Annotated in this window: 19 protein-coding genes; 7 read left to right on the top strand and 12 right to left on the bottom strand. The window is 58.7% G+C overall.

What is annotated here, in order from left to right; all coding sequences use genetic code 11:
- Positions 1-12 precede the first annotated feature (12 nt).
- From ACTJK5_RS08670 to ACTJK5_RS08655, 4 genes are all read right to left on the bottom strand, one after another.
- Positions 13-885: a metal ABC transporter permease gene (locus ACTJK5_RS08670; protein ID WP_062425881.1), complete on the bottom strand. Its 873-nt coding sequence runs from the start codon at positions 883-885 to the stop codon at positions 13-15.
- Complete coding sequence (locus ACTJK5_RS08665) at positions 882-1,625, bottom strand: metal ABC transporter ATP-binding protein (RefSeq protein WP_440612174.1); 744 nt, start codon at positions 1,623-1,625, stop codon at positions 882-884. The genes ACTJK5_RS08670 and ACTJK5_RS08665 overlap by 4 nt, the downstream gene beginning before the upstream one ends.
- Positions 1,626-1,904: 279 nt before the next feature.
- On the bottom strand, positions 1,905-2,390 hold the full coding sequence (locus tag ACTJK5_RS08660; RefSeq protein WP_062425879.1) for a peroxiredoxin: 486 nt from the start codon (positions 2,388-2,390) through the stop codon (positions 1,905-1,907).
- An 86-nt stretch (positions 2,391-2,476) separates the two neighbouring features.
- Positions 2,477-3,322, bottom strand: a complete 846-nt coding sequence (locus ACTJK5_RS08655; protein ID WP_440612173.1) for a protein-disulfide reductase DsbD domain-containing protein — start codon at positions 3,320-3,322, stop codon at positions 2,477-2,479.
- A 152-nt stretch (positions 3,323-3,474) separates the two neighbouring features.
- Between ACTJK5_RS08655 and ACTJK5_RS08650 the strand changes: the two genes are divergently transcribed.
- The 3 genes from ACTJK5_RS08650 to ACTJK5_RS08640 all read left to right on the top strand — a co-directional run bounded on the left by ACTJK5_RS08650 (position 3,475) and on the right by ACTJK5_RS08640 (position 5,651).
- Positions 3,475-4,080, top strand: coding sequence for a YqgE/AlgH family protein (locus ACTJK5_RS08650; protein ID WP_112952189.1), 606 nt, complete (start codon positions 3,475-3,477; stop codon positions 4,078-4,080).
- A 103-nt stretch (positions 4,081-4,183) separates the two neighbouring features.
- On the top strand, positions 4,184-4,375 hold the full coding sequence (locus ACTJK5_RS08645; protein ID WP_440612172.1) for a CsbD family protein: 192 nt from the start codon (positions 4,184-4,186) through the stop codon (positions 4,373-4,375).
- A 142-nt stretch (positions 4,376-4,517) separates the two neighbouring features.
- Positions 4,518-5,651, top strand: coding sequence for a zinc-binding metallopeptidase family protein (locus ACTJK5_RS08640; protein WP_111847578.1), 1,134 nt, complete (start codon positions 4,518-4,520; stop codon positions 5,649-5,651).
- On the opposite strand, the gene ACTJK5_RS08635 is transcribed toward ACTJK5_RS08640, so the two are convergent.
- From ACTJK5_RS08635 to thrC, 4 genes are read right to left on the bottom strand one after another with little or no spacing between them, the layout of a single operon-like run.
- Positions 5,652-8,564, bottom strand: coding sequence for a sensor domain-containing phosphodiesterase (locus ACTJK5_RS08635; protein WP_062599464.1), 2,913 nt, complete (start codon positions 8,562-8,564; stop codon positions 5,652-5,654).
- Entirely contained in the window at positions 8,564-9,160 is a 597-nt protein-coding gene (locus ACTJK5_RS08630) for a GNAT family N-acetyltransferase (protein ID WP_440612171.1), read from the bottom strand. Before ACTJK5_RS08630 ends, ACTJK5_RS08635 begins: the two co-directional genes overlap by 1 nt.
- A 39-nt stretch (positions 9,161-9,199) precedes the next feature.
- Entirely contained in the window at positions 9,200-10,498 is a 1,299-nt protein-coding gene (locus ACTJK5_RS08625; protein ID WP_111847579.1) for a M16 family metallopeptidase, read from the bottom strand.
- A 21-nt stretch (positions 10,499-10,519) separates the two neighbouring features.
- The gene (thrC, locus tag ACTJK5_RS08620; protein WP_112359408.1) at positions 10,520-11,917 is read right to left on the bottom strand and encodes a threonine synthase; all 1,398 of its coding nucleotides are present in this window, start codon (positions 11,915-11,917) and stop codon (positions 10,520-10,522) included.
- Positions 11,918-12,172: 255 nt separating this feature from the next.
- On the opposite strand from thrC, the gene ACTJK5_RS08615 reads away from it, so the two are divergent.
- Complete coding sequence (locus tag ACTJK5_RS08615; RefSeq protein ID WP_440612587.1) at positions 12,173-12,703, top strand: PilZ domain-containing protein; 531 nt, start codon at positions 12,173-12,175, stop codon at positions 12,701-12,703.
- Between the two features lie 72 nt (positions 12,704-12,775).
- Here ACTJK5_RS08615 and ACTJK5_RS08610 read toward each other — a convergent pair whose 3' ends face one another.
- Positions 12,776-13,459, bottom strand: a complete 684-nt coding sequence (locus tag ACTJK5_RS08610) for an HAD family hydrolase (RefSeq protein ID WP_062438368.1) — start codon at positions 13,457-13,459, stop codon at positions 12,776-12,778.
- A gap of 148 nt (positions 13,460-13,607) precedes the next feature.
- On the opposite strand from ACTJK5_RS08610, the gene ACTJK5_RS08605 reads away from it, so the two are divergent.
- Positions 13,608-14,288 carry a GntR family transcriptional regulator gene (locus tag ACTJK5_RS08605; protein ID WP_062438366.1) on the top strand — a complete coding sequence of 227 codons (681 nt, stop codon included), beginning with the start codon at positions 13,608-13,610 and terminating at the stop codon, positions 14,286-14,288.
- A 20-nt stretch (positions 14,289-14,308) separates the two neighbouring features.
- Here ACTJK5_RS08605 and ACTJK5_RS08600 read toward each other — a convergent pair whose 3' ends face one another.
- A complete protein-coding gene (locus ACTJK5_RS08600) occupies positions 14,309-15,391 on the bottom strand; it encodes a hypothetical protein (protein WP_440612170.1) in 1,083 nt (360 codons plus the stop codon).
- Between the two features lie 159 nt (positions 15,392-15,550).
- Between ACTJK5_RS08600 and ACTJK5_RS08595 the strand changes: the two genes are divergently transcribed.
- Positions 15,551-16,030 carry a DUF5680 domain-containing protein gene (locus tag ACTJK5_RS08595; RefSeq protein ID WP_440612586.1) on the top strand — a complete coding sequence of 160 codons (480 nt, stop codon included), beginning with the start codon at positions 15,551-15,553 and terminating at the stop codon, positions 16,028-16,030.
- Between the two features lie 167 nt (positions 16,031-16,197).
- On the top strand, positions 16,198-17,343 hold the full coding sequence (locus ACTJK5_RS08590) for a site-specific DNA-methyltransferase (RefSeq protein ID WP_440612169.1): 1,146 nt from the start codon (positions 16,198-16,200) through the stop codon (positions 17,341-17,343).
- A gap of 352 nt (positions 17,344-17,695) precedes the next feature.
- Here ACTJK5_RS08590 and ACTJK5_RS08585 read toward each other — a convergent pair whose 3' ends face one another.
- The gene (locus ACTJK5_RS08585; RefSeq protein WP_440612168.1) at positions 17,696-18,307 is read right to left on the bottom strand and encodes an HAD family hydrolase; all 612 of its coding nucleotides are present in this window, start codon (positions 18,305-18,307) and stop codon (positions 17,696-17,698) included.
- Positions 18,304-19,431, bottom strand: a complete 1,128-nt coding sequence (gene mutY, locus ACTJK5_RS08580; protein ID WP_113260039.1) for an A/G-specific adenine glycosylase — start codon at positions 19,429-19,431, stop codon at positions 18,304-18,306. Before mutY ends, ACTJK5_RS08585 begins: the two co-directional genes overlap by 4 nt.
- Between the last annotated feature and the right edge of the window lie 47 nt (positions 19,432-19,478).

Below are 19,478 nucleotides of genomic sequence, written 5' to 3'. Positions count from 1 at the left end.
ATTCTCCTAAAATTAGCCCTTCAGATGAGGGCGGGTGAAAATGCGGGAACCAAGGCCCGCTGGCGCAACCAGAATGGAGAGCCCGTAGAGACAGGTGGCCGCGATGATGATGGTCGGTCCGGACGCCGTCTCGAAATGGTAGGAAGCAACGAGGCCAAGATAGCCGGAGGCAGCGGCACTGCCGCTGGCAATCGCCAGCATGGCGGGCAGGCTGCGTGCCCAAAGTTGAGCGATCGCTGCTGGCAGCATCATCAGGCCGACAGCCATCAGCGTTCCAAGCGCCTGGAAACTGGCGACCAGATTGATGACGACGAGGAGCAGGAATGCCACGTGATAGATCGGGCCGCGGCCGCCGACGGCGCGCAGGAAGCCGGGGTCGAAGCACTCGGTCACCAACGGTCGGTAGATAATTGCCATTACCACCAGCGTCAGCGAGGTAATCGCACCGATCTGATAGAGCGCTGGCGCATCGATCGCGAGGATCGTGCCGAAGAGCACATGCAGCAGATCGACATTTGAGCCGTGCAGGGAGACGATCAGAACACCAAGGGCGAGCGACGCCAGATAGAAACTTGCAAAGCTCGCATCTTCCTGAAGCGGCGTTACGCGGCTGACGATACCGGAAAGAAGTGCGACCGAAAGCCCCGCAACGAGACCTCCAAGCCCCATCGCGGTCAGAGACAGCGAGCCGGCCACCAGATAGCCGATTGCCGCACCCGGGAGAATGGCGTGGCTCAGCGCATCCCCCATCAGGCTCATCCGCCGCAGGGCAAGCAGGACACCAATGGGGCTTGCGCCAACCGAGAGGCAAAGGCAGGCGACGAGTGCCCGGCGCATGAAGCCGTAATCCTGAAACGGCGCTATGAAGAGATCGTATGCTGTCATGCGGCAGGCTCGCAGATGTCGCTATTCTCGTCCCAGCGTTCGGCCATGGCGCGGGCACGCAGGAGATTGGCAGGCGACATGACATCGGCAGTCGCACCCCAGCCAACGAGGTCGCGGGCGATCAGCAGCGTCTGAGGAAAATGCGCCCGCACCTGATCGAAATCATGCAGGACAGCAATCACGGTGCGGCCTTCCCCATGCCAGCGTGCGACGATGTCGAGCAGATCGCGGGTCGTTCTGGCATCGATAGCGGTGAAGGGTTCATCGAGCAGAATGACCTTGGCATCTTGCACCAGAAGCCGCGCGAAAAGTACACGCTGAAACTGCCCGGCCGACAGCGAGCCAATCGGCCGTCTCTCGAAGCCCTCAAGACCGACCGCCGACAATGCGTGGCGACCTGCGTTCAACTGCTCAGCCGTGACGCGCCCAAATGCGCCCGCCGCCTTCCACGCTCCGAGCAGTACGGTATCGAGAACGGAAATCGGAAAGCGCCGATTGATATCAGCGGCTTGCGGAAGGTAGCCAAAATCAGTGCGCTTCAAGGAGTGAATGATCCGCCCTTCCGATGGCCGCAACTCGCCGATGATGGATTTAAGCAGTGTGGATTTGCCCGCACCGTTTGGTCCGGCGATGGCCGTCAGGCTTCCGGCATGAAACGCACCGGAGATATGATGAACCGCCGGATGCCGTTCATAGGCCACTGTGAGGTTTTCGATCTGAAGAACGGGCGTGTCGATCATGGCAAAACCACAGCCCAATAGATCGCAGCCCAAAGAGGCAGGAGGAGCAGGGAAACCAGAAGAATTCGGTATGCTGCGGATTGGCGCAGCAGGGGAGACGGGAAAAACAAACGCAACATGGCGCGCTCACAAAAATGTTATACCGTTACTGTTATGGTGTAACAATTGAGGCGGAAGAAAGGCGCACTTTACCAGTCTCTTTCAGCCTTACGACGCCCCTTGAATGCAAAAGGCCCGACGCGATGTCGGGCCAATTTCGATGACGTGATGACCGTAAGATCAGAGCTGTTCGATCATCGTGGCAGCGGAGGATACCGTTGCCTGGCCGGGATTTTCTTCGATGTTCAGAGACTTGACCACGCCGTCATCGACCAGCATGGAATAGCGCTTGGAGCGCACGCCAAGACCGCCGCCCGAAAGATCTGCATCAAGGCCAAGCGCCTTGGTGAAGGACGCGTCCCAGTCTGCGAGGAAGTGGATCTTGCCCTGGCCGCCGCTCGATTGCGCCCACGCGCCCATGACGTGCCAGTCATTGACAGCAACGACGGCAATATCGTCCACGCCACGTGCGAGGATGGCGTCACGATTTTCCAGATAGCCGGGCAGGTGGTTCAAAGAGCAGGTTGGTGTGAATGCGCCTGGAACGGCAAAGACGACAACCTTCTTGCCGCTGAAAAGCTCGTCGGTCGTGGTTTCGACAGGGCCATCCGTGGTCTTTTCCTTGAAGGTCGCGGAGGGCAGCTTGTCGCCGATCTTGATGGTCATAATATCGCTCCTGTGGCAATGACGGCGCGACTATAGAGCATGATCGAGAAAACTGTGAAGCCGTTTTCTCGGATATCCGAGATCCCTCACTGAGCAGGGAAATTCAGCGGCGCTTCCATGGCGCGCGTGCCGGATTTGACCAGAATGTGCCAGCTCTGCCCCTTTGGATTGTAGCTCTTCGGCAGACCCTTGATGTTCATGTAGAAGGAAAGCTTGCGCTTGTCGCGCACCAGGTTCTGCGGCTCGAAATAGGCATAACCAGATGGCCCGGCGACATAGATGTCGGCCTCCTTCGGCGCTCCCTCGGGCAAATACAACTCCACACCGAGCAGGGTCTTATCCGGCGTGATGTGGAAATTGACCACCTTGAAATCGTCCGATGACGCCTCTGGAAGATTTGCCTTGCTCGACTGGATGGAGGCGACCTCGTCTTGCGTGGCCTCTGCCTTACGGTCGATGTCGAAGCTTGCTTCGAACGGGATGCAGATATTGAGGCAGACGCCGATGAAAGCCGTCAGCTTTGCCGCGTCGGTGTCATGGCCTGCGCCGGACTGCAAGGTGATCGGAAAGTTCACCGGCTGGTCGTAGCCAATATCGGTGATGTCGTCATTCTTGATCAGCTTCGGCACGGGGAACGACATGGAAGACAGTGTCACGCCGCTTGCCGGGTCGGGCTTCAACTGCGGCGGTATGCCTGCTTCCCCCGGCTCGCGCCAATAGGTGATCCAGCCAGGCTTGAGATCGATCTGAAGCACCGCCTCGATTTTTCCGCTGCTATCAGGCGGCAGGCTTACGACGCGCATGCGCCCGCCTTCGCTCGTCGCCCATTCGGTCGTGTCGGCCTTGGCAGCCTCTGCAAAGACGATCGTTGAAACAACCGCGATGAAGGCGATCAGAAAGGTGCGAAGGGGGGAGGAGATCGAACGGGTCATACTCTTCGTCTAGCGCAACCGGGGTGAAGCGACCAGTTACGATTTTGTCTCATTCATCATTTTCGGTTGATTGATAGGTCGCTATGCCTCATCCTTACCAAAAGGTGAAACCACACCGGCGTCGCTATGGGGCGCTGAAAGGGGAGGCGCTCTTGGTTTTTTCGACCCTCATGGACAAGAAGGAACGGGGCTTTCTGGATGGTCAGTTTCTGATCGCCATGCCGGGGCTCGCCAACAGCGCCTTTGAGCGCTCTGTCATTTATATATGTGCGCATTCCCAGGCCGGTGCCATGGGGTTCATCATCAACCGCGGCCAGCAGATCACCTTCACCGATGTTCTCCTGCATCTGAAGATCATGGACAGCAACGATGCGATCATGCTGCCAAACCGCACGCGCGACTTTCCCATCCAGTTTGGTGGACCGGTGGAGACGGGCAGGGGCTTCGTGCTTCATTCCGATGATTACTCCAGCGAATCCAGTATTCCTGTCAGCGACGACATCTCGTTGACGGCCACACTCGACATCGTGCGCGCCATTTCGAACGGCCGAATGCCGCAGCGCGCCACCATGTTGCTGGGTTATGCCGGCTGGGCAGCGGGTCAGCTTGAAAACGAGATCGCCAATAATGGCTGGCTGAATTGCCCGGCCTCGGAAGAGCTGATCTTCGACCGGTCTCTGGATGACAAGTATGAGCGCGCGCTTGCTTTGATGGGGGTCGACCCCCGCATGCTTTCGGCCGAAGCAGGGCATGCCTGATCTTCGCTTTGAAAGGGTAAGATGACGAGGAACAAAATTATATTCATGACGTTTTCTCCCCGGTAGCCAGCACCGAGCCTGGCATAAACTAGGGAGAATAGTCATGGGTAGCACATCCGATAAGATCGCTGGTAAGGCAAATGAAGTTGCTGGCAAGGTAAAGCAGGGCGTTGGCTCGGCTACCGGCAACGACCGTATGCGCGCCGAAGGTGCTGCGCAGGAAACCAAGGGCAAGGTCCAGACCGCTGCTGGCAAGGCCAAGGATGTCGTCAAGGACACCGTCGACAGAATGTAACAGGAGACGCGCTTCCTCTCAGTGAGGACGCCGCACCTGAATGACCTCAAAGGTCAAAGAGCGCATGTGTTGAAATCCGACACATGCGCTCTTCGCTTGCACAGTCAATTTCCCAATCAATCGTGATGCCCAGGAGATAGGGATGCAACTTTTCTCGTGTGCTGCCTGCGGACAGCCCGTTCACTTCGACAACCGCTCCTGTGTTCGGTGCGGCCATAGGTTAGCTTTCGTACCGGAGACGCTTTCAATGGAAGCGTTGGATCCAGCCGGCGACCCGCTTTGGACGCTGGTATCGAAGCCGGATCATCAGGTCCGCTTCTGCGCCAATGAAGTCAACGACATCTGCAACTGGGCAGTCCCAGCCGATAGCGAAACGCCTTTCTGCCCCGCCTGTAACCATAACCGTCTTGTTCCGGATACCTCCACCCAGGACGGCATTGAACAATGGCGACGCCTTAGTCAGGCGCAGCGGCATCTCTTCTACTCGATGTTGCGCTTTAACCTGCCCCACCCGAACCGCGATGCCGATCCGCAGGGCGGTCTGGTGTTTGACTTCCTGGTGGACGAGATCGCTGCAGATGGATCCGTGATCCCCGCCATGACGGGCCATGACGAGGGCCTCATTGCCATCCGTGCGGCCGAAGCGGATGATGTGACGCGTGAGCAGGTTCGTGCCAATATGAACGAGCCCTACCGCACCATGCTTGGCCACTTCCGCCACGAGGTCGGGCACTTCATCTGGAACAAGCTGGTTCGTGATGCCGGCCGTCTCGAAGCGTTCCGCGCCGCTTTCGGTGATGAACGTGAAGATTATGGCGAAGCGCTGAAACGAAATTACGAAGAGGGACCGAAACCGGGTTGGCAGGAAATCTATATCAGCTCCTATGCCTCGGTTCATCCGTGGGAAGACTTTGCAGAGTGCTTCGCCCACTATCTTCATATCGTCGATACGCTTGAAACGGCCCATGCCTTCGGCATTGCCATCGAGCCGGAAGGCCATGAAGACATGGCTACCGAAGTGGCGTTCGACCCCTACCGTGCTCGCAGCGCACAGCGTCTCGTCAACGCCTGGGTGCCTCTCAGCGTCGCGCTGAACTCCATGCAACGCAGCATGGGTGAAGCCGATCTCTACCCCTTCGTGCTGACGCCCGCCGTTGTCGAGAAGCTGCAATTCATCCATGACCTCGTTCATGGTAAAATTCCGGCGAACTCTGACCTCAACGCACCGGCGCCAGTCTCAAACAACCAAGCTTTTCAGCCGCAGGCTGCAGAGTAATCAGGCGCGTTTGAAGACCTGAAAGCGCTCGCGTAAAAGGCGAAGAGCGGCTTCCGGAGTATCCGGCGTCCCGAAAAGGAAGCTTTGCCCGTAGTGACAATTCATGCGGGCAAGCTCTGCCGCATCCTCAGGCGTTTCGATGCCTTCGGCCACCACTTGCATCTCAAGTGCACGCGCCATGGCGATGATCGAGCGGAGCAGCACATTCCGCTTGTCGCTGGTATTGGCGATCAGTGCCTTGTCGAGCTTGATGGTGTCGAAGGGGAAGCGGGTGAGATAGGCGAGCGACGAGTAACCCGTGCCGAAATCGTCGAGCGCAAGACTGAGGCCTGTCTCCTTGAGCTTCGCCAGCACAAGCCGTGCCTGCTCAGGATTTTCCATGACGATCGATTCCGTCAGTTCCAGCTTCAGCTGCTGGGGATTGCAGCGTGTCCGCTGCAGCATGCTTCGAACATCATTGTAGAGTTCGTTGTTCAGCAGCTGCGCGCTGGAGATGTTGACGGATATGAAGATCGGCAGCTTGTCGATGGCATGTTGCCAATCCATCAGATCGTTCGCAGCCCGCTCCAGTGCAAACATGCCAAGCGGCTCGATAAGGCCGGAGGCCTCGGCAATCGGAATGAACTCGCTTGGCGGGATGTTGCCGCGCTTGGGATGTTCCCACCGCATCAGCGCTTCAAATCCGGCAAGATCGCCATTGTCCAGCTTGACGATCGGCTGATAGGCGAGCGTGAGCTCCTTGCGTTCAAGTGCGCGGCGCAGGTCGCTTTCCATCTGCAGACGGTCTGTGCCGGAGGTGCGGAAGGCAGGCCGGAACGGCTCGACGCGGTTGCCCCCGGCGCGCTTGGCGCGATACATGGCAAGTTCTGCGTCGCTCAACAGACCGGCAGCACTTTCCTGCTGGTCGATCCAGGAGACGAGGCCGATCGAAGCCGTCAGAATGATCTCGCGATTGGCGAAATTGATCGGCACCATGATGGCCTTGTTCACCGCATCGGCGAAGTCGGCCACGCGCTGTGGGTCGCGCTCCGAGACGAGGATCAGGCCAAATTCATCGCCGCCTAGACGGGCAAGCGTATCCTGCGGTTTCAGAAGGCGGCGAAGTCGACGTGTCAACGCGATCAGAATATTGTCGCCAGCAGCAATCCCAAGCGTATCGTTCACCAGCTTGTAGCGGTCGATGTCGATCGCCATCACCGTGGGGCGAACCGTGTCGCCATCTGGCGCCAGGTTCAACATGGATTGCAGACGGTCGAGGAAGACCTGACGGTTCGGAAGGCCGGTCAGATTGTCGTTCAGCGCGTCCTGCAACAGCCGCTCGACGGAATTCTTCTGTTCCGTGATGTCAGTGATGGTGCCAACGCAGCGGATGATTTCGCCGTTGGAACCGAGAACCGGACGCGCGCGGATCTGTAGCCAGTGGAAGTGGCCGTCTTCGGCGCGAATGCGGAACTCATGATTGAGCCGCCCCTTGCGATGATCCAGCAACACGTCGAGCGTTGCCTTGAACCGGTCGCGGTCGTCTGGGTGCAGGCGCGGCAGCCAGTTGCGCGCAGCACCATGCATGGTGCCGGGATGCAGCCCGAGCTTGATCGAAACGTCCGGCGTGGTGACGATGCGGTCACGCGTCACGTCCCAGTCCCACACCGTATCGCCGCTACCGGTGAGCGCCAGCGACTGCCGCTCGAGATCGGAGAACAGACCTTGTTGGTACGCACTTCCCGCAAAGGCGTGCTGAATGACGGTAAAGCCGATCAAGAGCACGATCAGAACGAGACCGCCGCCAAGTGCCGGCTGAATGATGTCATTGTCCAGCTGTCCGGTGACCGTCAGCCAGCCGCCGAAGAGCCAGACCAGGATCAACGCCCAGGACGGCACAAGCAGAATGGCGCGGTCGTAGCGGTTGAAGCCGAGATAGATGATCAGCACGATCCCGACAGTGGCCGTCAACGCGAAGGAGACACGCGCGATACCGGATGCAATGGACGGATCGTAGATTGCCACGCCGAAGAGCGCGCCCAGCCCGATGATCCAGGCGAATGTCGCGTAACCCAGATGCGCGTGCCATCGGTTCAAATTCAGATAAGTGAACAGGAAGACCACGAAGCTGGAGGCGAGCGCCACTTCGGCGCCCGCCCTCCACATTCGCTCGTCGCTTGAGGTCACGGTGATCAGCTTTTCGAGGAAGCCGAAATCCACGCAGATATAGGCAAGAACCGCCCAGGCGAGTGCCGCCGAAGCCGGCAGAACCGAGGTGCCCTTGACGACGAAAAGGATGGTGAGAAGAACGGCGAGAAGACCGGCAATCCCGAGCACGATGCCGCGGTACAGCGTAAAGGCGTTGATCGTGTCCTTGTAGGCTTCCGGCTCCCAAAGATAGAGCTGCGGCAGTTGCGGCGTGGACAACTCGGCCACGAAGGTAATGACAGCACCCGGATTCAGCGTGATGCGGAAGACGTCGGCATCGGGGCTTGGTTGGCGATCCAGCGCGAAGCCTTCACTCGGGGTGATGGCGATGATGCGCTGCGAGCCGAGATCGGGCCAGAAGAGCTTGGAATTGACGAGACGAAAGTGCGGCGCGACGATGACGCGCTCAAGCTGTTCTTCCGAGACATTGGCGAGCGCAAAGACCGCCCAATCGCCCTGGTGCGCGGGAGAGCTTGCGCGCACTTCGATGCGCCGGCGAATGCCGTCAGGTCCGGGCGCGGTCGAAACCTGGAAGGCCTCGCCCTGGTTGGCGTAGATGTCGGTGGTGGCGGTCAGATCGAGCGCATTGTCGTCGCGGGAAATCTTGACCGGCTCGAAGGCGAGCGCCTGGCTGGAGAAGATGGCGCAGAAGAACAACAGCGCCGTGGCACATGCTTTCGCCGGCAGGTGTTTCAACAGGCGCGACACGAGGCTCATATATGTCATCAATCTCGCTCAGTCCTGCCGGAACCGTGTTTATCGGCAATCAGCGAAAACATGACGTGGTCCCGCCACTCGCCGTTTATTTTCAGATATTCGCGCAAGAGGCCTTCCCGCTGAAAGCCGGCATTTTCGAGCAGCCGGATGCTTTTGAAGTTGTCTGGAATACAGGCTGCCTCAATACGGTGCAACTGAAGTCCGTTGAAGATATAGGGTATTACCAGTTTTAATGCGGCAGACATATGGCCATGACGCGCGTGGGCTTCACCCATCCAATATCCGATCATACAGCTCTGCGCCGCACCCCTGCGGATGTACCCGATGGTGATGCCGCCGATCAGCGTTCTATCCGCAAGGAAGAGCAGAAGCGACACGGCGGTGCCGGAGGAAAATTCCTGATTGTTGCGGGTCACGCGCACCCGAAACGAACTTTCGGTCAGCTCGTCGCTGCGCCAGGTCGGCTCCCATGGCTGAAGAAAGCTGCGGCTGTCCGAGCGCAGCCTGTGCCACTGCCGGTAATCGGAATATCGCGGCAGTCTCAGCAGATAATGTGCGTTGCGAAGTTCCGGCGTATCGCTGTTGCGGGAGAGAAAACGCAGCATCTAGTCATCCAACACCATGCTGCGGATCAGTCTCTGCCGTCAGCCGTTTGCCGTTATCTTCATGGATGGCGCCGCAGAAAGCCCCGCCGTGATGTCAGACAGCGGCGCGAGATTTTCCAGGGGGCCGATCGCCGACAGGGTCGGAACTTTATCGAAAAACAGACGCCCTGCAAGATCGGTCAAGCGCTCACGGGTGATGTCTCCAAGACGCGTCATCATCTCGTCATTGGGGATCGGACGACCGTAGAGCATCATCTGGCGAGCGATCTGACCGGCACGCGCTGCCGGGCTTTCCTGGCCCATCAGCAACTGCGCGCGGATCTGCGCGCGAGCGCGGTCGATTTCTTCCTGATGAATGACCTCGGAGGACTTGCGCAGTTCCTCGGTGATAACCGGAACCAGTTCCGCCAGATCGCTGCTGCCGGTTGCTGCATGAATGCCGAAAATGCCGGTATCGGAGAAGCCCCAATGGAAGGCATAGACCGAATAGCAGAGACCGCGATATTCGCGCACTTCCTGGAAGAGGCGAGACGACATGCCGCCGCCGAGAATGTTTGCCAGAATCTGCGAGCAGTAGAAGTCACGGGCGTGGTAAGCCTTGCCCTCGAAGCCCAGCAGGATTTGCGCATCCATCAGATCGCGCGTCTCGCGGATTTCGCCACCGGTATAGATGGCTTTCTCGATGATCGGCGTGGCTTCCGGCTTTTGCGGCAGGCTGGAAAAGCGCTGCTCGACCTGCTTGACGAAGGTTTCGTGATCGACAGCGCCGGCCGCGACGACGAAAATCCGGTCCGTCGTGTAATTGCGGCCAAGGTAATGACGGATCTGCGCGGTGGTGAAGGACTGCACCGTCTCGGGTGTGCCGAGGATCGGACGGCCGATCATCTGGTCGCGATAGGCGACGCCGGAAAAATTGTCGAAAACGACGTCGTCGGGTGTATCGGTCGCAGCACCGATTTCCTGCAGGATGACGTTCTTTTCGCGTTCCAGTTCCGCCTCGTCGAAAGCGGACTCGGTCAGGATATCGGCAAGGATATCGACCGCCAGCGGTACGTGATCCTTCAGCACGCGGGCATAATAGGATGTTGTCTCGGTGGATGTCGCGGCGTTGACTTCGCCCCCGACATTCTCGATCTCCTCAGCGATCTGCCGGGCGGTACGGCGCGCCGTACCCTTGAAGGCCATGTGCTCGAGCAGATGCGCGATGCCGTGCTCGTCATCCGTCTCGTTGCGCGAACCTGATTTTATCCACACGCCGAGAGCAACGCTTTCGAGGTGAGGCATTCTTTCGGTGACGACTGTCAACCCGGACGAAAGCCGGGTTACGTTCACATTCATTTCCACGTCTTTCCGCGTTGGTCAGTCCTTGGCGCGAGCATGCTTGCCGATGAAAGTTTCCACGGCGTCAAGCTCTGCTTCCAGGACGTCGAAACGCTCCTCCCGGTTCATAAGATCAGCAAGCCATACTGGTAGGGCAGGATCGATTGCGCAAGCGGATTTTACGGCGTCAGGGAATTTCGCCGGATGCGCGGTCGAAAGAACGACCATCGGACTGTTTGTTTTTTCGTACTTTTTCGCCACGTGAACGGCCGTTGCCGTGTGCGGATCGAGCAGATAGCCGGTCTCGCTCAGCGTGTCGCGAATGGTCGCCGCGACCTGCTTTTCGGTCGCGCGACCTGCGCGGAAGTCGCGCTTGATCATCTTCATGGCCGCTTCGGAAATCTGGAAAGCGCCGGATTGCTTCAAACCATCCATCGAGCGCTTGATCTCGTTTGGTTCGCGATCGTAGGCTTCGAACAGCAGGCGTTCGAAGTTCGACGAAATCTGGATATCCATGGAGGGCGAGGTGGTGGCCTGAACGCCGCGCATCTCGTAACGACCCGTCTTCAGCGTGCGGGCCAAGATATCGTTGTCATTGGTGGCAATCACCAGCTTGTCGATCGGCAGGCCCATTTGCTTGGCCACATAGCCGGCAAAAATATCCCCGAAGTTGCCGGTCGGCACGGTGAAGGAGACCTTGCGATCCGGCGCACCGAGCGAAATCGCAGCGGTAAAGTAATAGACCACCTGCGCCATGATGCGCGCCCAGTTGATCGAGTTGACGCCGGAAAGCTTGACGCTGTCTCGGAATTTCGTGTCGTTGAACATGTCCTTGACGAGGTTCTGGCAGTCGTCGAAGTTGCCGTTGATCGCAAGCGCATGCACGTTCGAAGCGGTGGAACTGGTCATCTGCCGCTGCTGCACTGGCGACACCTTGCCATGCGGGAACAGGATGAAGATGTCGGTGCGGTCTCGACCGGCAAAGGCATCGATCGCCGCGCCGCCCGTATCACCCGATGTCGCGCCGACAATCGTTGCACGTTGCCCGCGTTCGGCGAGCGTGTAATCCATCAGGCGGGCGAGGAGCTGCATCGCGACGTCCTTGAACGCTAGCGTCGTGCCGTGGAAAAGCTCGAGGATGAAGCTGTTCGGTCCAGTCTGGACGAGCGGGGCGACCGCCGGATGACGGAAGGTCGCATAGGCCTCATCGATCATCGAGCGGAAATCCTTCTCCGGAATTTCGCCGCCGGTGAAGCGATATAGAACTTCGAAAGCGACCTCCTGGTAGGTCTTGCCTCTAAGGGCGCGAATTTCCTTCTTCTTCATCGTCGGCCATTCGCTTGGAACATAGAGGCCGCCATCGCGCGCCAGGCCAGCCAGCAGCGCATCGGAGAAACCAAGCGAAGGGGCGCTGCCCCTGGTCGAAACATATTTCACGGAAATCGTCCTTCGTCGTCGTCACCAGTCAAGCCGCAGGAACCGCTTCGTGCAGGAATTTCGTCCATTTTGCAAAAATGGCGCAAATCCGAATGCAACCATCGATTTTTTCCGGCGCCGCTGCTATAGACCATCGCCGACAGGCAAGGAAGGCCAATAAATAGCATCTCCGGCCTGTTGCGGAATTGTTTTAGAGGGTGGAACACAGTGACAGGGACTATTTTGCGTTTATCCGCCGCAGCATCGCTGCTTGCCATGCTTGCGGGTTGCAATTCTTCCAATCCGTCGGACTCGCTGGCGGTCAATCGCCCGGCTGCGCAGGCCGCAACCGCCCCCGTCGTACAGGCGAACTGCCCACCCATTACTGTGCTCGATACCAACGCCGTCCATCAGGTCTATGCCGGAGCCAAGGGTGATCCAAGCAAGCTCGTCTATCAGGCGTCCTTGTCGGACACCACGCGCTCCTGCAGCATGAATGACTCCACGCTGACCGTAAACGTCTTCGCGCAAGGCCGTGTGGTTCCAGGACCTCTCTCCAAGCCAGGTCGGGTTAATCTCCCAATCCGCGTGACGGTCAAGGATGGCGATGGCGAAATTTTCTCGCAGGTCACCAGCCTTGGCGTCGATGTTCCGGCAGGTACGGCAGGCACCCAGTTCATCTTCAACAACCCGAACGTTGCCATTCCGAATGGCCCGGGCGGCGCGTCGAAGCAGACCAATGTCTTCATTTCGTTTGATGAAGGTGGTGCCAAGGCCAGTGGCAAGAAGAGCGGTCGCAGGGGCTGAGATCAGACCCGACTGCCGGAAAATTTTTATCGAAGCCGGATCGCCTTGTGCGGTCCGGCTTTTTTGATGGGTTCAGATCGCCCACTCGGACAATGCAGCAATCGTTGCCGGCAGATCCTGCATGCGCGAAATGACGGTTTCGGCGCCCGCATCGGTCAACTTGTCCGCATGGCTTGGATAGCTATGCGATGCGCCGGTAAAGCCGATGACGCGCATGCCCGCCGCCCGCGCACCTGTGATGCCGTGGACGGAATCTTCGATCACCACCACCCTGTCAGGCGAGACGGCGAACTGCTTGGCGCCGTGAAGGAAGATGTCCGGCTTCGGCTTGACGCGATCTGCGCCGAGATCTTTTGCAGAATAGACATGGCTTTCGAAATAGGGCTTGAGGCCGACCTTCGTCAGCATCATGTCGAGCCGAGCGCTGGACGAATTCGAGCAGATGCAACGTTGTGTCGTCAGCCGCGACAGCGCAAACTTCACGCCTTCGATGACTTTGACGTCGCGTGCCAGGCGCGCATCCAGAAGCTTTTCGGATTTGTCGAGCAGCGTGGCCGAAATCGGAATGCTTGCCTCGCGCTCAACCTCAAGCAGGATGTTCTTCCAGGTCATGCCGGAAAAGCGCTCGCCCATTTCCTCAACGGAGATCGGGTAGCCGGCCTCCGTCAACAGGCGGGATTCGACCTGTGCAGCGATGATTTCCGAATCGACCAGAACGCCGTCGCAGTCGAAAATGATAAGGTCGAAGCCGCTCATATGCGCTCCCTTGATGTCGATGAAGGAATGGGATGGGGTTGGCGGCTTTTAGACCAATTGAGGCACCAGCTCAACCGGTTGGAATGCAGGGGAGCTTGCGGCTTATCGCATCGCTCGACAATTCTCCAACCTCGCCCTATGTCAGGTCATGGTCAAGATTCCAAAAGCCAAGCCGGATGATACGATTGCCGCAAAGATCAGCCGCACGCTCGCCGAGCGTATTGTGCGCGGCGAGTTTGCGCCTGGCGAAAGGCTGCGGCAGGATCATATTGCGGAGGAATTCGGTGCCTCGCATGTGCCGGTGCGGGAAGCCTTTCGTCGGCTGGAAGCGCAAGGCCTTGCCGTCAGCATTCCGCGCCGAGGCGTTCGCGTGGCCGATTTCGGCCTTGCAGATGTGCGAGAGGTCGCGGAAATGCGTGCGGCGCTTGAAGTGCTGGCGCTCCGCAACGCCATCCCCAACCTGACTACGGCTATTCTCGATGAGGCGGAAGCCGCGACCCATGAAGGTGACGATGCGCAGGACGTTCGCCGATGGGAAGAGGCAAACCGACGCTTTCACCGGCTGATCACCGCGCCCTGCAACATGCCTCGATTAATGGAAGCGATCGACGGCCTGCACGCAGCCAGCGCCCGCTTCCTGTTCTCCGCCTGGCGTGCGGGCTGGGAGCGCCGCACCGACACTGATCATCGCGCCATCATCGACGCACTTCGCGGCGAGCGGGCAGAAGAGGCCATCCGCATTCTCCACGGCCATGTGCAGTGGATTGGCCGGACGGCCGTGCGCACGCCAACGGGATCCACGCGCGACGCTTTCGCCATAGTCGGCTAGGGTCAGGCGGCTTTCAAAAATCAATCGGTGATGTTGATCTCGGTGCGCTCCGATGCCGTCACGGTAGCGCTGACTTCCTTCGGATCGCGATTGGCCTTCTTGTCGTAGGTTATTTTCACCGCATAGGTGCCGGGGTGAAGCGTCTCCTGGTGCGTCGTGCCGTAGCGACCGGAAATTTCCTTCTGCGTGCCCTGCAAGTCCTTGGTGGTTTCGACAATGTCGATCCGCTCCGCCTGAGGCGCGGAGACAACCAGCACGCCTGCGTCCAGATCGATGCTGAGATCGGTGCGCTGACCCGCCGTCACGCTGAAGGGCTTCTCGACGGTGACCTTGCCGAGCTTCGCTCTCATGATGAAGTTTCCAGCCGGCATCTGCATGATCTTGCCGGGGCCATAGGTGCCGGTGATCGTCGTGCGCGTGCCGTCCAGTGTTTGCGTGTCTGCCAGCGCCTCGAAGCGAATGCTATCGGTCTCGACCTGGCGACCGCCTTCTTTGTAAACGGCATTCGTCACGACCACGCCGCTTGGAATGATGACGTCGTGGCTTACGGTGTCGCCGGCTTTCACAGTGATCGTTTCCTCTGCAACCGCCGGACCGATGCGGCCCTCGAGCTTCAACTCGCCGGCCGGCACGAAGAGTTCTTTCGATCCATAGACACTGTCGCTGAACGCGTCCTGCGTTACCGTGACGCGCGCAAGCGGCTCTGCCTCTTTGCTATCGGGGCTCCGTTTCGGGACGAGGGTGAGTTGGGCTGCTTCGAAATCGACCGCAAGCTCGGTGACGGCGCCGTCCTTGACCTCGAAAGTGATCTCACGGGTGATATTGCCGAGTGCGGCGACCGCGACATATTTGCCCGGCGGAATTTTCTCCTCGAAGGTCGCATCATAGGCACCGCCGACATTGTCGTCGCTGCGGCCGCCCGTGCTGTCCGCTTTGTAGAAATCCCATCGAACCTTGTCGCTATCGCCAAGCGAGGGGCCGCCTTTGAACATGACGGCGTCCGTGCGCACATTCACTTGTGGCTTTGGAGCCTGCGGTGCAGGCTGCTGCGAGAAGGCGGCGCTGGCATAAAGCGTCGCGGCGATCATCAAAGCTATGCGCATTTTGTAACTTAACCCCTGCACCCGTCACTGGCACCATAATACCGCCAGCGTGGAAAATTCCTAAATCAAAACGTTAAAAATAAAATCCGGTTCCATTAGCCGTTTCTGCAACGTGAAGATGGGTTTTCTTCTCGACGAAAAATGCGCTTTGTTCACTATATGTTCTTTTTAGGGGAGACTGCCGTGAACAAGCTCAATGATGTCATCGTGCGTGCAAAAGCGGCCTGTTACGTCGGAGGTGGAGCGAAGGGAGAGCCGAGCAGGCGAGGCTCCCAAGACCTCATCTGGTCTGATGCTGAGTGGGAGTACCGCGACAGCTATTTCGGCGGTACGAACTTCATTGGGCAGGAGGTTCTCTGGCTCAGGCGCACACCCTATTGGGCGATGAACTATTACGGCTTCATCATCCGTCCGGATTTGATCGATGGAGAGCGAGCCGGATCCACGATCAAGGCCGCTCTGTCCAGGATGTATCGAGCCGGTCGGTTCCTCGGTGGTTTCGAATGGACGGGTGAATACGGGACCTACATCGGCAGGAGCGAGGGGGACGCCCGCCATTTCCACGGGCATGAGGTGATCACGGTGGGCGGCGAGGAATCCTATGTGCTTCACTATTGTGGGGGCCTCATCATCCCCTAGCTGCGGCCGCTTCCGCCTGCCGATCTCGCACCTGGACCTCGATAATCTATTTTCTCGCATTTTTATGCACTTAACCCAGAACTTTCTTTCACTCGTTCAGCCTTTGATAACCATCTTCGGTAACCATAAGGCCAGTTCAGTTGAGTAAGCGTATGGAGCGAGTACCCATGGCATCAGTGTTTCCACTGGCCGATTTTCGGCGCGCCGGTTTTGATCTTGCAGGCGAGAGTGATGCCTGGAAGGACAGCATCATCAAGGGTGACTGCGTCGCAGCTCTCGAAGCGCTGCCGAGCCGGTCCGTCGATGCGATCTTCGCCGATCCGCCCTATAACCTCCAGCTTGGCGGCACGCTGCATCGTCCGGACCAGTCGCTGGTAGATGCGGTGGATGATGAGTGGGACCAGTTCGCCTCTTTCGAGGCCTATGATGCCTTTACCCGCGCCTGGTTGCTGGCCTGCCGCCGCGTCTTGAAGCCGAACGGCACCATCTGGGTCATCGGCTCCTATCACAACATCTTCCGCGTCGGCTCCATCCTTCAGGACATGAACTTCTGGATCCTGAACGATATCGTCTGGCGCAAGACCAACCCCATGCCGAACTTCAAGGGTCGACGTTTCCAGAACGCCCATGAGACGATGATCTGGGCCAGCCGCGATGCGAAAGCGAAAAGCTACACCTTCAATTACGAAGCGCTGAAAGCGTCGAATGACGACGTGCAGATGCGCTCCGACTGGCTGTTTCCGATCTGCAGCGGCTCCGAGCGGCTGAAGGGCGATGACGGCAAGAAGATCCACCCGACCCAGAAGCCGGAAGCTCTGCTGGCGCGTATCATCATGGCTTCGACCAAGCCCGGTGATGTGGTGCTCGATCCGTTCTTCGGCTCCGGCACGACCGGTGCGGTGGCAAAGCGTCTTGGCCGCCATTTCGTCGGCATCGAGCGCGAGCAGGATTACATCGATGCGGCATCCGCGCGAATCGCTGCGGTCGAGCCGCTCGGCAAGGCGGAACTGACGGTGATGACCGGTAAGAAGGCCGAGCCGCGGGTCGCCTTCAACGTTCTGCTCGAAAGCGGCCTCGTGCGCCCCGGTCAGGTCCTGACGGATGCCAAGCGCCGTTATACCGCGATCATTCGTGCCGACGGCACCGTGTCGTCCGGCGGCGACGCAGGTTCTATCCATCGCCTGGGTGCCAAGGTACAGGGTCTCGATGCGTGCAATGGTTGGACCTTCTGGCACTATCAGGATGGCGATGCTCTGAAGCCGATCGATGATCTGAGAAGCGTTATCCGTATGGAATTGGCTAAAGCCGGCTAATCTGCGATCCACCGCCTTATGTTGCTTTCGCCACAGGCTTCATCTGGTTTAGTACCTTCAGTCCCGGATGAAGAACAAGCAAGGCCCGGCGTCCACTGGACGCCGGGCCTTGTTGTGAGTTCTTTTGGATAAAGAATTTTCCCAAAATATTTCAATTGCCTGGCAAGCCTGGAGCAAGTAAGCCGCCTTAATCAATCTCGCCAAGGGACGAGGGCGAGCCGCTGGCGCATCGAAAAGATGCGCAAAGCCAAGAAGACGGATGCTTCCCTGTTTGACGATTATTCAGATCTGGCCGTTCGCGGCTGGACTGGCGCAGGATGGGGACCGCCATTCCCGCCTGCGCCAGGAATTCTCAAACCTTGATGCCGTAGCCTTCAAGATCTGCCTTCAGCTTTTCCGCACCGGTGAAATGCACCGCCTGCCAGCCGGCTTCCTTCGCGCCGTCCACATTGGCGATCGAATCGTCGATGAAGATGCTGGTCTCAGGATCGAGGCCGAAGGTCTCGGCATGCAGCTTGTAGATTACAACATCCGGCTTGATCAGACCGACATCGCCCGAGACCGTCACGCCACGGGAAAGCGTCAGGAACGGATACATCTTCTGCGCCTCGCGGAAGGTGTCGGAGGCAAAGTTTGTCAGCATCGTCACGTCATGGCCGCTGTCGATCAGACCTTTGAGGATGGCGACGGAATCGTCATAGCAGTGGGAGACCATCTCGTGCCAATGTTTGCGGAAGGCGCGGATATGCTCCTCCCGGTCCGGATGGTTTTCCAGCAGCAGGGCTTCGGCATCCGCCCATTTGCGACCGCGATCCTGCTCCAGGTTCCAGTCATGGGTGCAGACATTCTCGAAGAACCAGGCGCGTTCGGCATCGTCAGGGATCAGTCGGCTATAGGGGATATGCGGATCGTAATGAATGAGAACCTTGCCGATATCGAAAACAATATGATTGATCTTGCTCATGAAACTTTCCTGCTTCTCGAAGACTGCTGCGTTTTTTCGGCCTTTGCCGCAAACGCCAATGGAATAGCCTGAGAGATCGCCTTTTTCATCACCGTCGGCAGTGCCTGGGCATCAAGATTTATGACCGGCTCCCACCATCCGTCATCGGCTTTGACGTCGTTTCCGACTTTCGCCCGGTAGATCGATAGTCTGAGTTCAAAATGGGTGAAAACATGCACGATGGTGCCGGCCGGCTCCCAGTCCGCGTCAAAAGGCGCATGCGCTTTTTCCGTTCCCCCATCCAGACGCGCGGTCCAGGCCGTCGTCGGCACCTCCGTCATGCCGCCGAGCAGGCCGCTATCGATGCGCCGCCGCAGCAAGATTTCACCCTCGTCGTTGACCGCAACGAAGGCCGCGCCTACCCGCACCGGCTTGTCCTTCTTCTTGGCTTTGACCGGAAGCCGCTCAGGTTCATCCTGCGCCAGTGCCAGACAGTGGCCGTTGAACGGACAGAGTACGCAGGCGGGGCGCTTCGGCGTACAGATCGTGGCGCCAAGATCCATCATCGCCTGGGCAAAATCGCCCGGACGGTCGTTTGGCGTAATCTCCGCGACGCGGGCTTTCATCGAAGGCTTCGAGCCGGGCAGGGGCGAATCGATCAGGAACAGGCGCGAGATCACCCGCTCCACATTGCCATCCATAACCGCGGCCTGTCGGTTGAAGGCGATGGCAGCCACCGCCGCTGCGGTATAATCGCCGATACCCGGAAGCGCTCTCAATCCGTCCTCCGTATCGGGGAAAATACCGCCATGCTGATCAGCGACCGCTTCGGCGCATTTCTTCAAGTTTCGTGCTCGGGCATAATAACCAAGTCCCGCCCATGCAGCCATGACGTCCTCGGTGGGCGCCGCCGCCAGATCGTTGACCGTCGGCCATGCCGCCAGAAACTTGGCGAAGTAAGGCTTCACCGCCTGCACCGTCGTCTGCTGCAGCATCACTTCGGACAGCCAGACATGATAGGGATTGGCCCGCAGGCCTTTTGCCGCCATGGACGGGGAGGTGCGCCACGGCAGGTCGCGATGATGGCGATCATACCACGCCAGCAATAGCTCAGCGTAAGCCGGCCCTTCGATTTTATGAAGCATATGTGCAGTCTGTTCCGATTTGGCTGATGGCGTTTCCAATTGACATG

Source organism: Agrobacterium sp. 22094, from assembly GCF_052046015.1.
Taxonomy (GTDB): domain Bacteria; phylum Pseudomonadota; class Alphaproteobacteria; order Rhizobiales; family Rhizobiaceae; genus Agrobacterium; species Agrobacterium cavarae.
Note: the sequence above shows the minus strand (reverse complement) of the source record. Positions and strands in the feature narration are given on the sequence as shown.

Bases quoted from the DNA above. Each gene is read 5' to 3' on its own strand.
- ACTJK5_RS08605 (WP_062438366.1), top strand. From the start codon at position 13,608: ATGGTCAAGATTCCAAAAGCCAAGCCGGATGATACGATTGCCGCAAAG.
- ACTJK5_RS08600 (WP_440612170.1), bottom strand. From the start codon at position 15,391: ATGCGCATAGCTTTGATGATCGCCGCGACGCTTTATGCCAGCGCCGCC.
- ACTJK5_RS08590 (WP_440612169.1), top strand. From the start codon at position 16,198: ATGGCATCAGTGTTTCCACTGGCCGATTTTCGGCGCGCCGGTTTTGAT.
- ACTJK5_RS08635 (WP_062599464.1), bottom strand. From the start codon at position 8,564: ATGACATATATGAGCCTCGTGTCGCGCCTGTTGAAACACCTGCCGGCG.
- ACTJK5_RS08610 (WP_062438368.1), bottom strand. From the start codon at position 13,459: ATGAGCGGCTTCGACCTTATCATTTTCGACTGCGACGGCGTTCTGGTC.
- ACTJK5_RS08665 (WP_440612174.1), bottom strand. From the start codon at position 1,625: ATGATCGACACGCCCGTTCTTCAGATCGAAAACCTCACAGTGGCCTAT.
- ACTJK5_RS08655 (WP_440612173.1), bottom strand. From the start codon at position 3,322: ATGACCCGTTCGATCTCCTCCCCCCTTCGCACCTTTCTGATCGCCTTC.
- ACTJK5_RS08630 (WP_440612171.1), bottom strand. From the start codon at position 9,160: ATGCTGCGTTTTCTCTCCCGCAACAGCGATACGCCGGAACTTCGCAAC.
- ACTJK5_RS08670 (WP_062425881.1), bottom strand. From the start codon at position 885: ATGACAGCATACGATCTCTTCATAGCGCCGTTTCAGGATTACGGCTTC.
- ACTJK5_RS08645 (WP_440612172.1), top strand. From the start codon at position 4,184: ATGGGTAGCACATCCGATAAGATCGCTGGTAAGGCAAATGAAGTTGCT.
- ACTJK5_RS08625 (WP_111847579.1), bottom strand. From the start codon at position 10,498: ATGAATGTGAACGTAACCCGGCTTTCGTCCGGGTTGACAGTCGTCACC.
- ACTJK5_RS08660 (WP_062425879.1), bottom strand. From the start codon at position 2,390: ATGACCATCAAGATCGGCGACAAGCTGCCCTCCGCGACCTTCAAGGAA.
- ACTJK5_RS08595 (WP_440612586.1), top strand. From the start codon at position 15,551: ATGTTCTTTTTAGGGGAGACTGCCGTGAACAAGCTCAATGATGTCATC.
- ACTJK5_RS08585 (WP_440612168.1), bottom strand. From the start codon at position 18,307: ATGAGCAAGATCAATCATATTGTTTTCGATATCGGCAAGGTTCTCATT.
- ACTJK5_RS08615 (WP_440612587.1), top strand. From the start codon at position 12,173: ATGCTTGCGGGTTGCAATTCTTCCAATCCGTCGGACTCGCTGGCGGTC.
- mutY (WP_113260039.1), bottom strand. From the start codon at position 19,431: ATGCTTCATAAAATCGAAGGGCCGGCTTACGCTGAGCTATTGCTGGCG.
- ACTJK5_RS08640 (WP_111847578.1), top strand. From the start codon at position 4,518: ATGCAACTTTTCTCGTGTGCTGCCTGCGGACAGCCCGTTCACTTCGAC.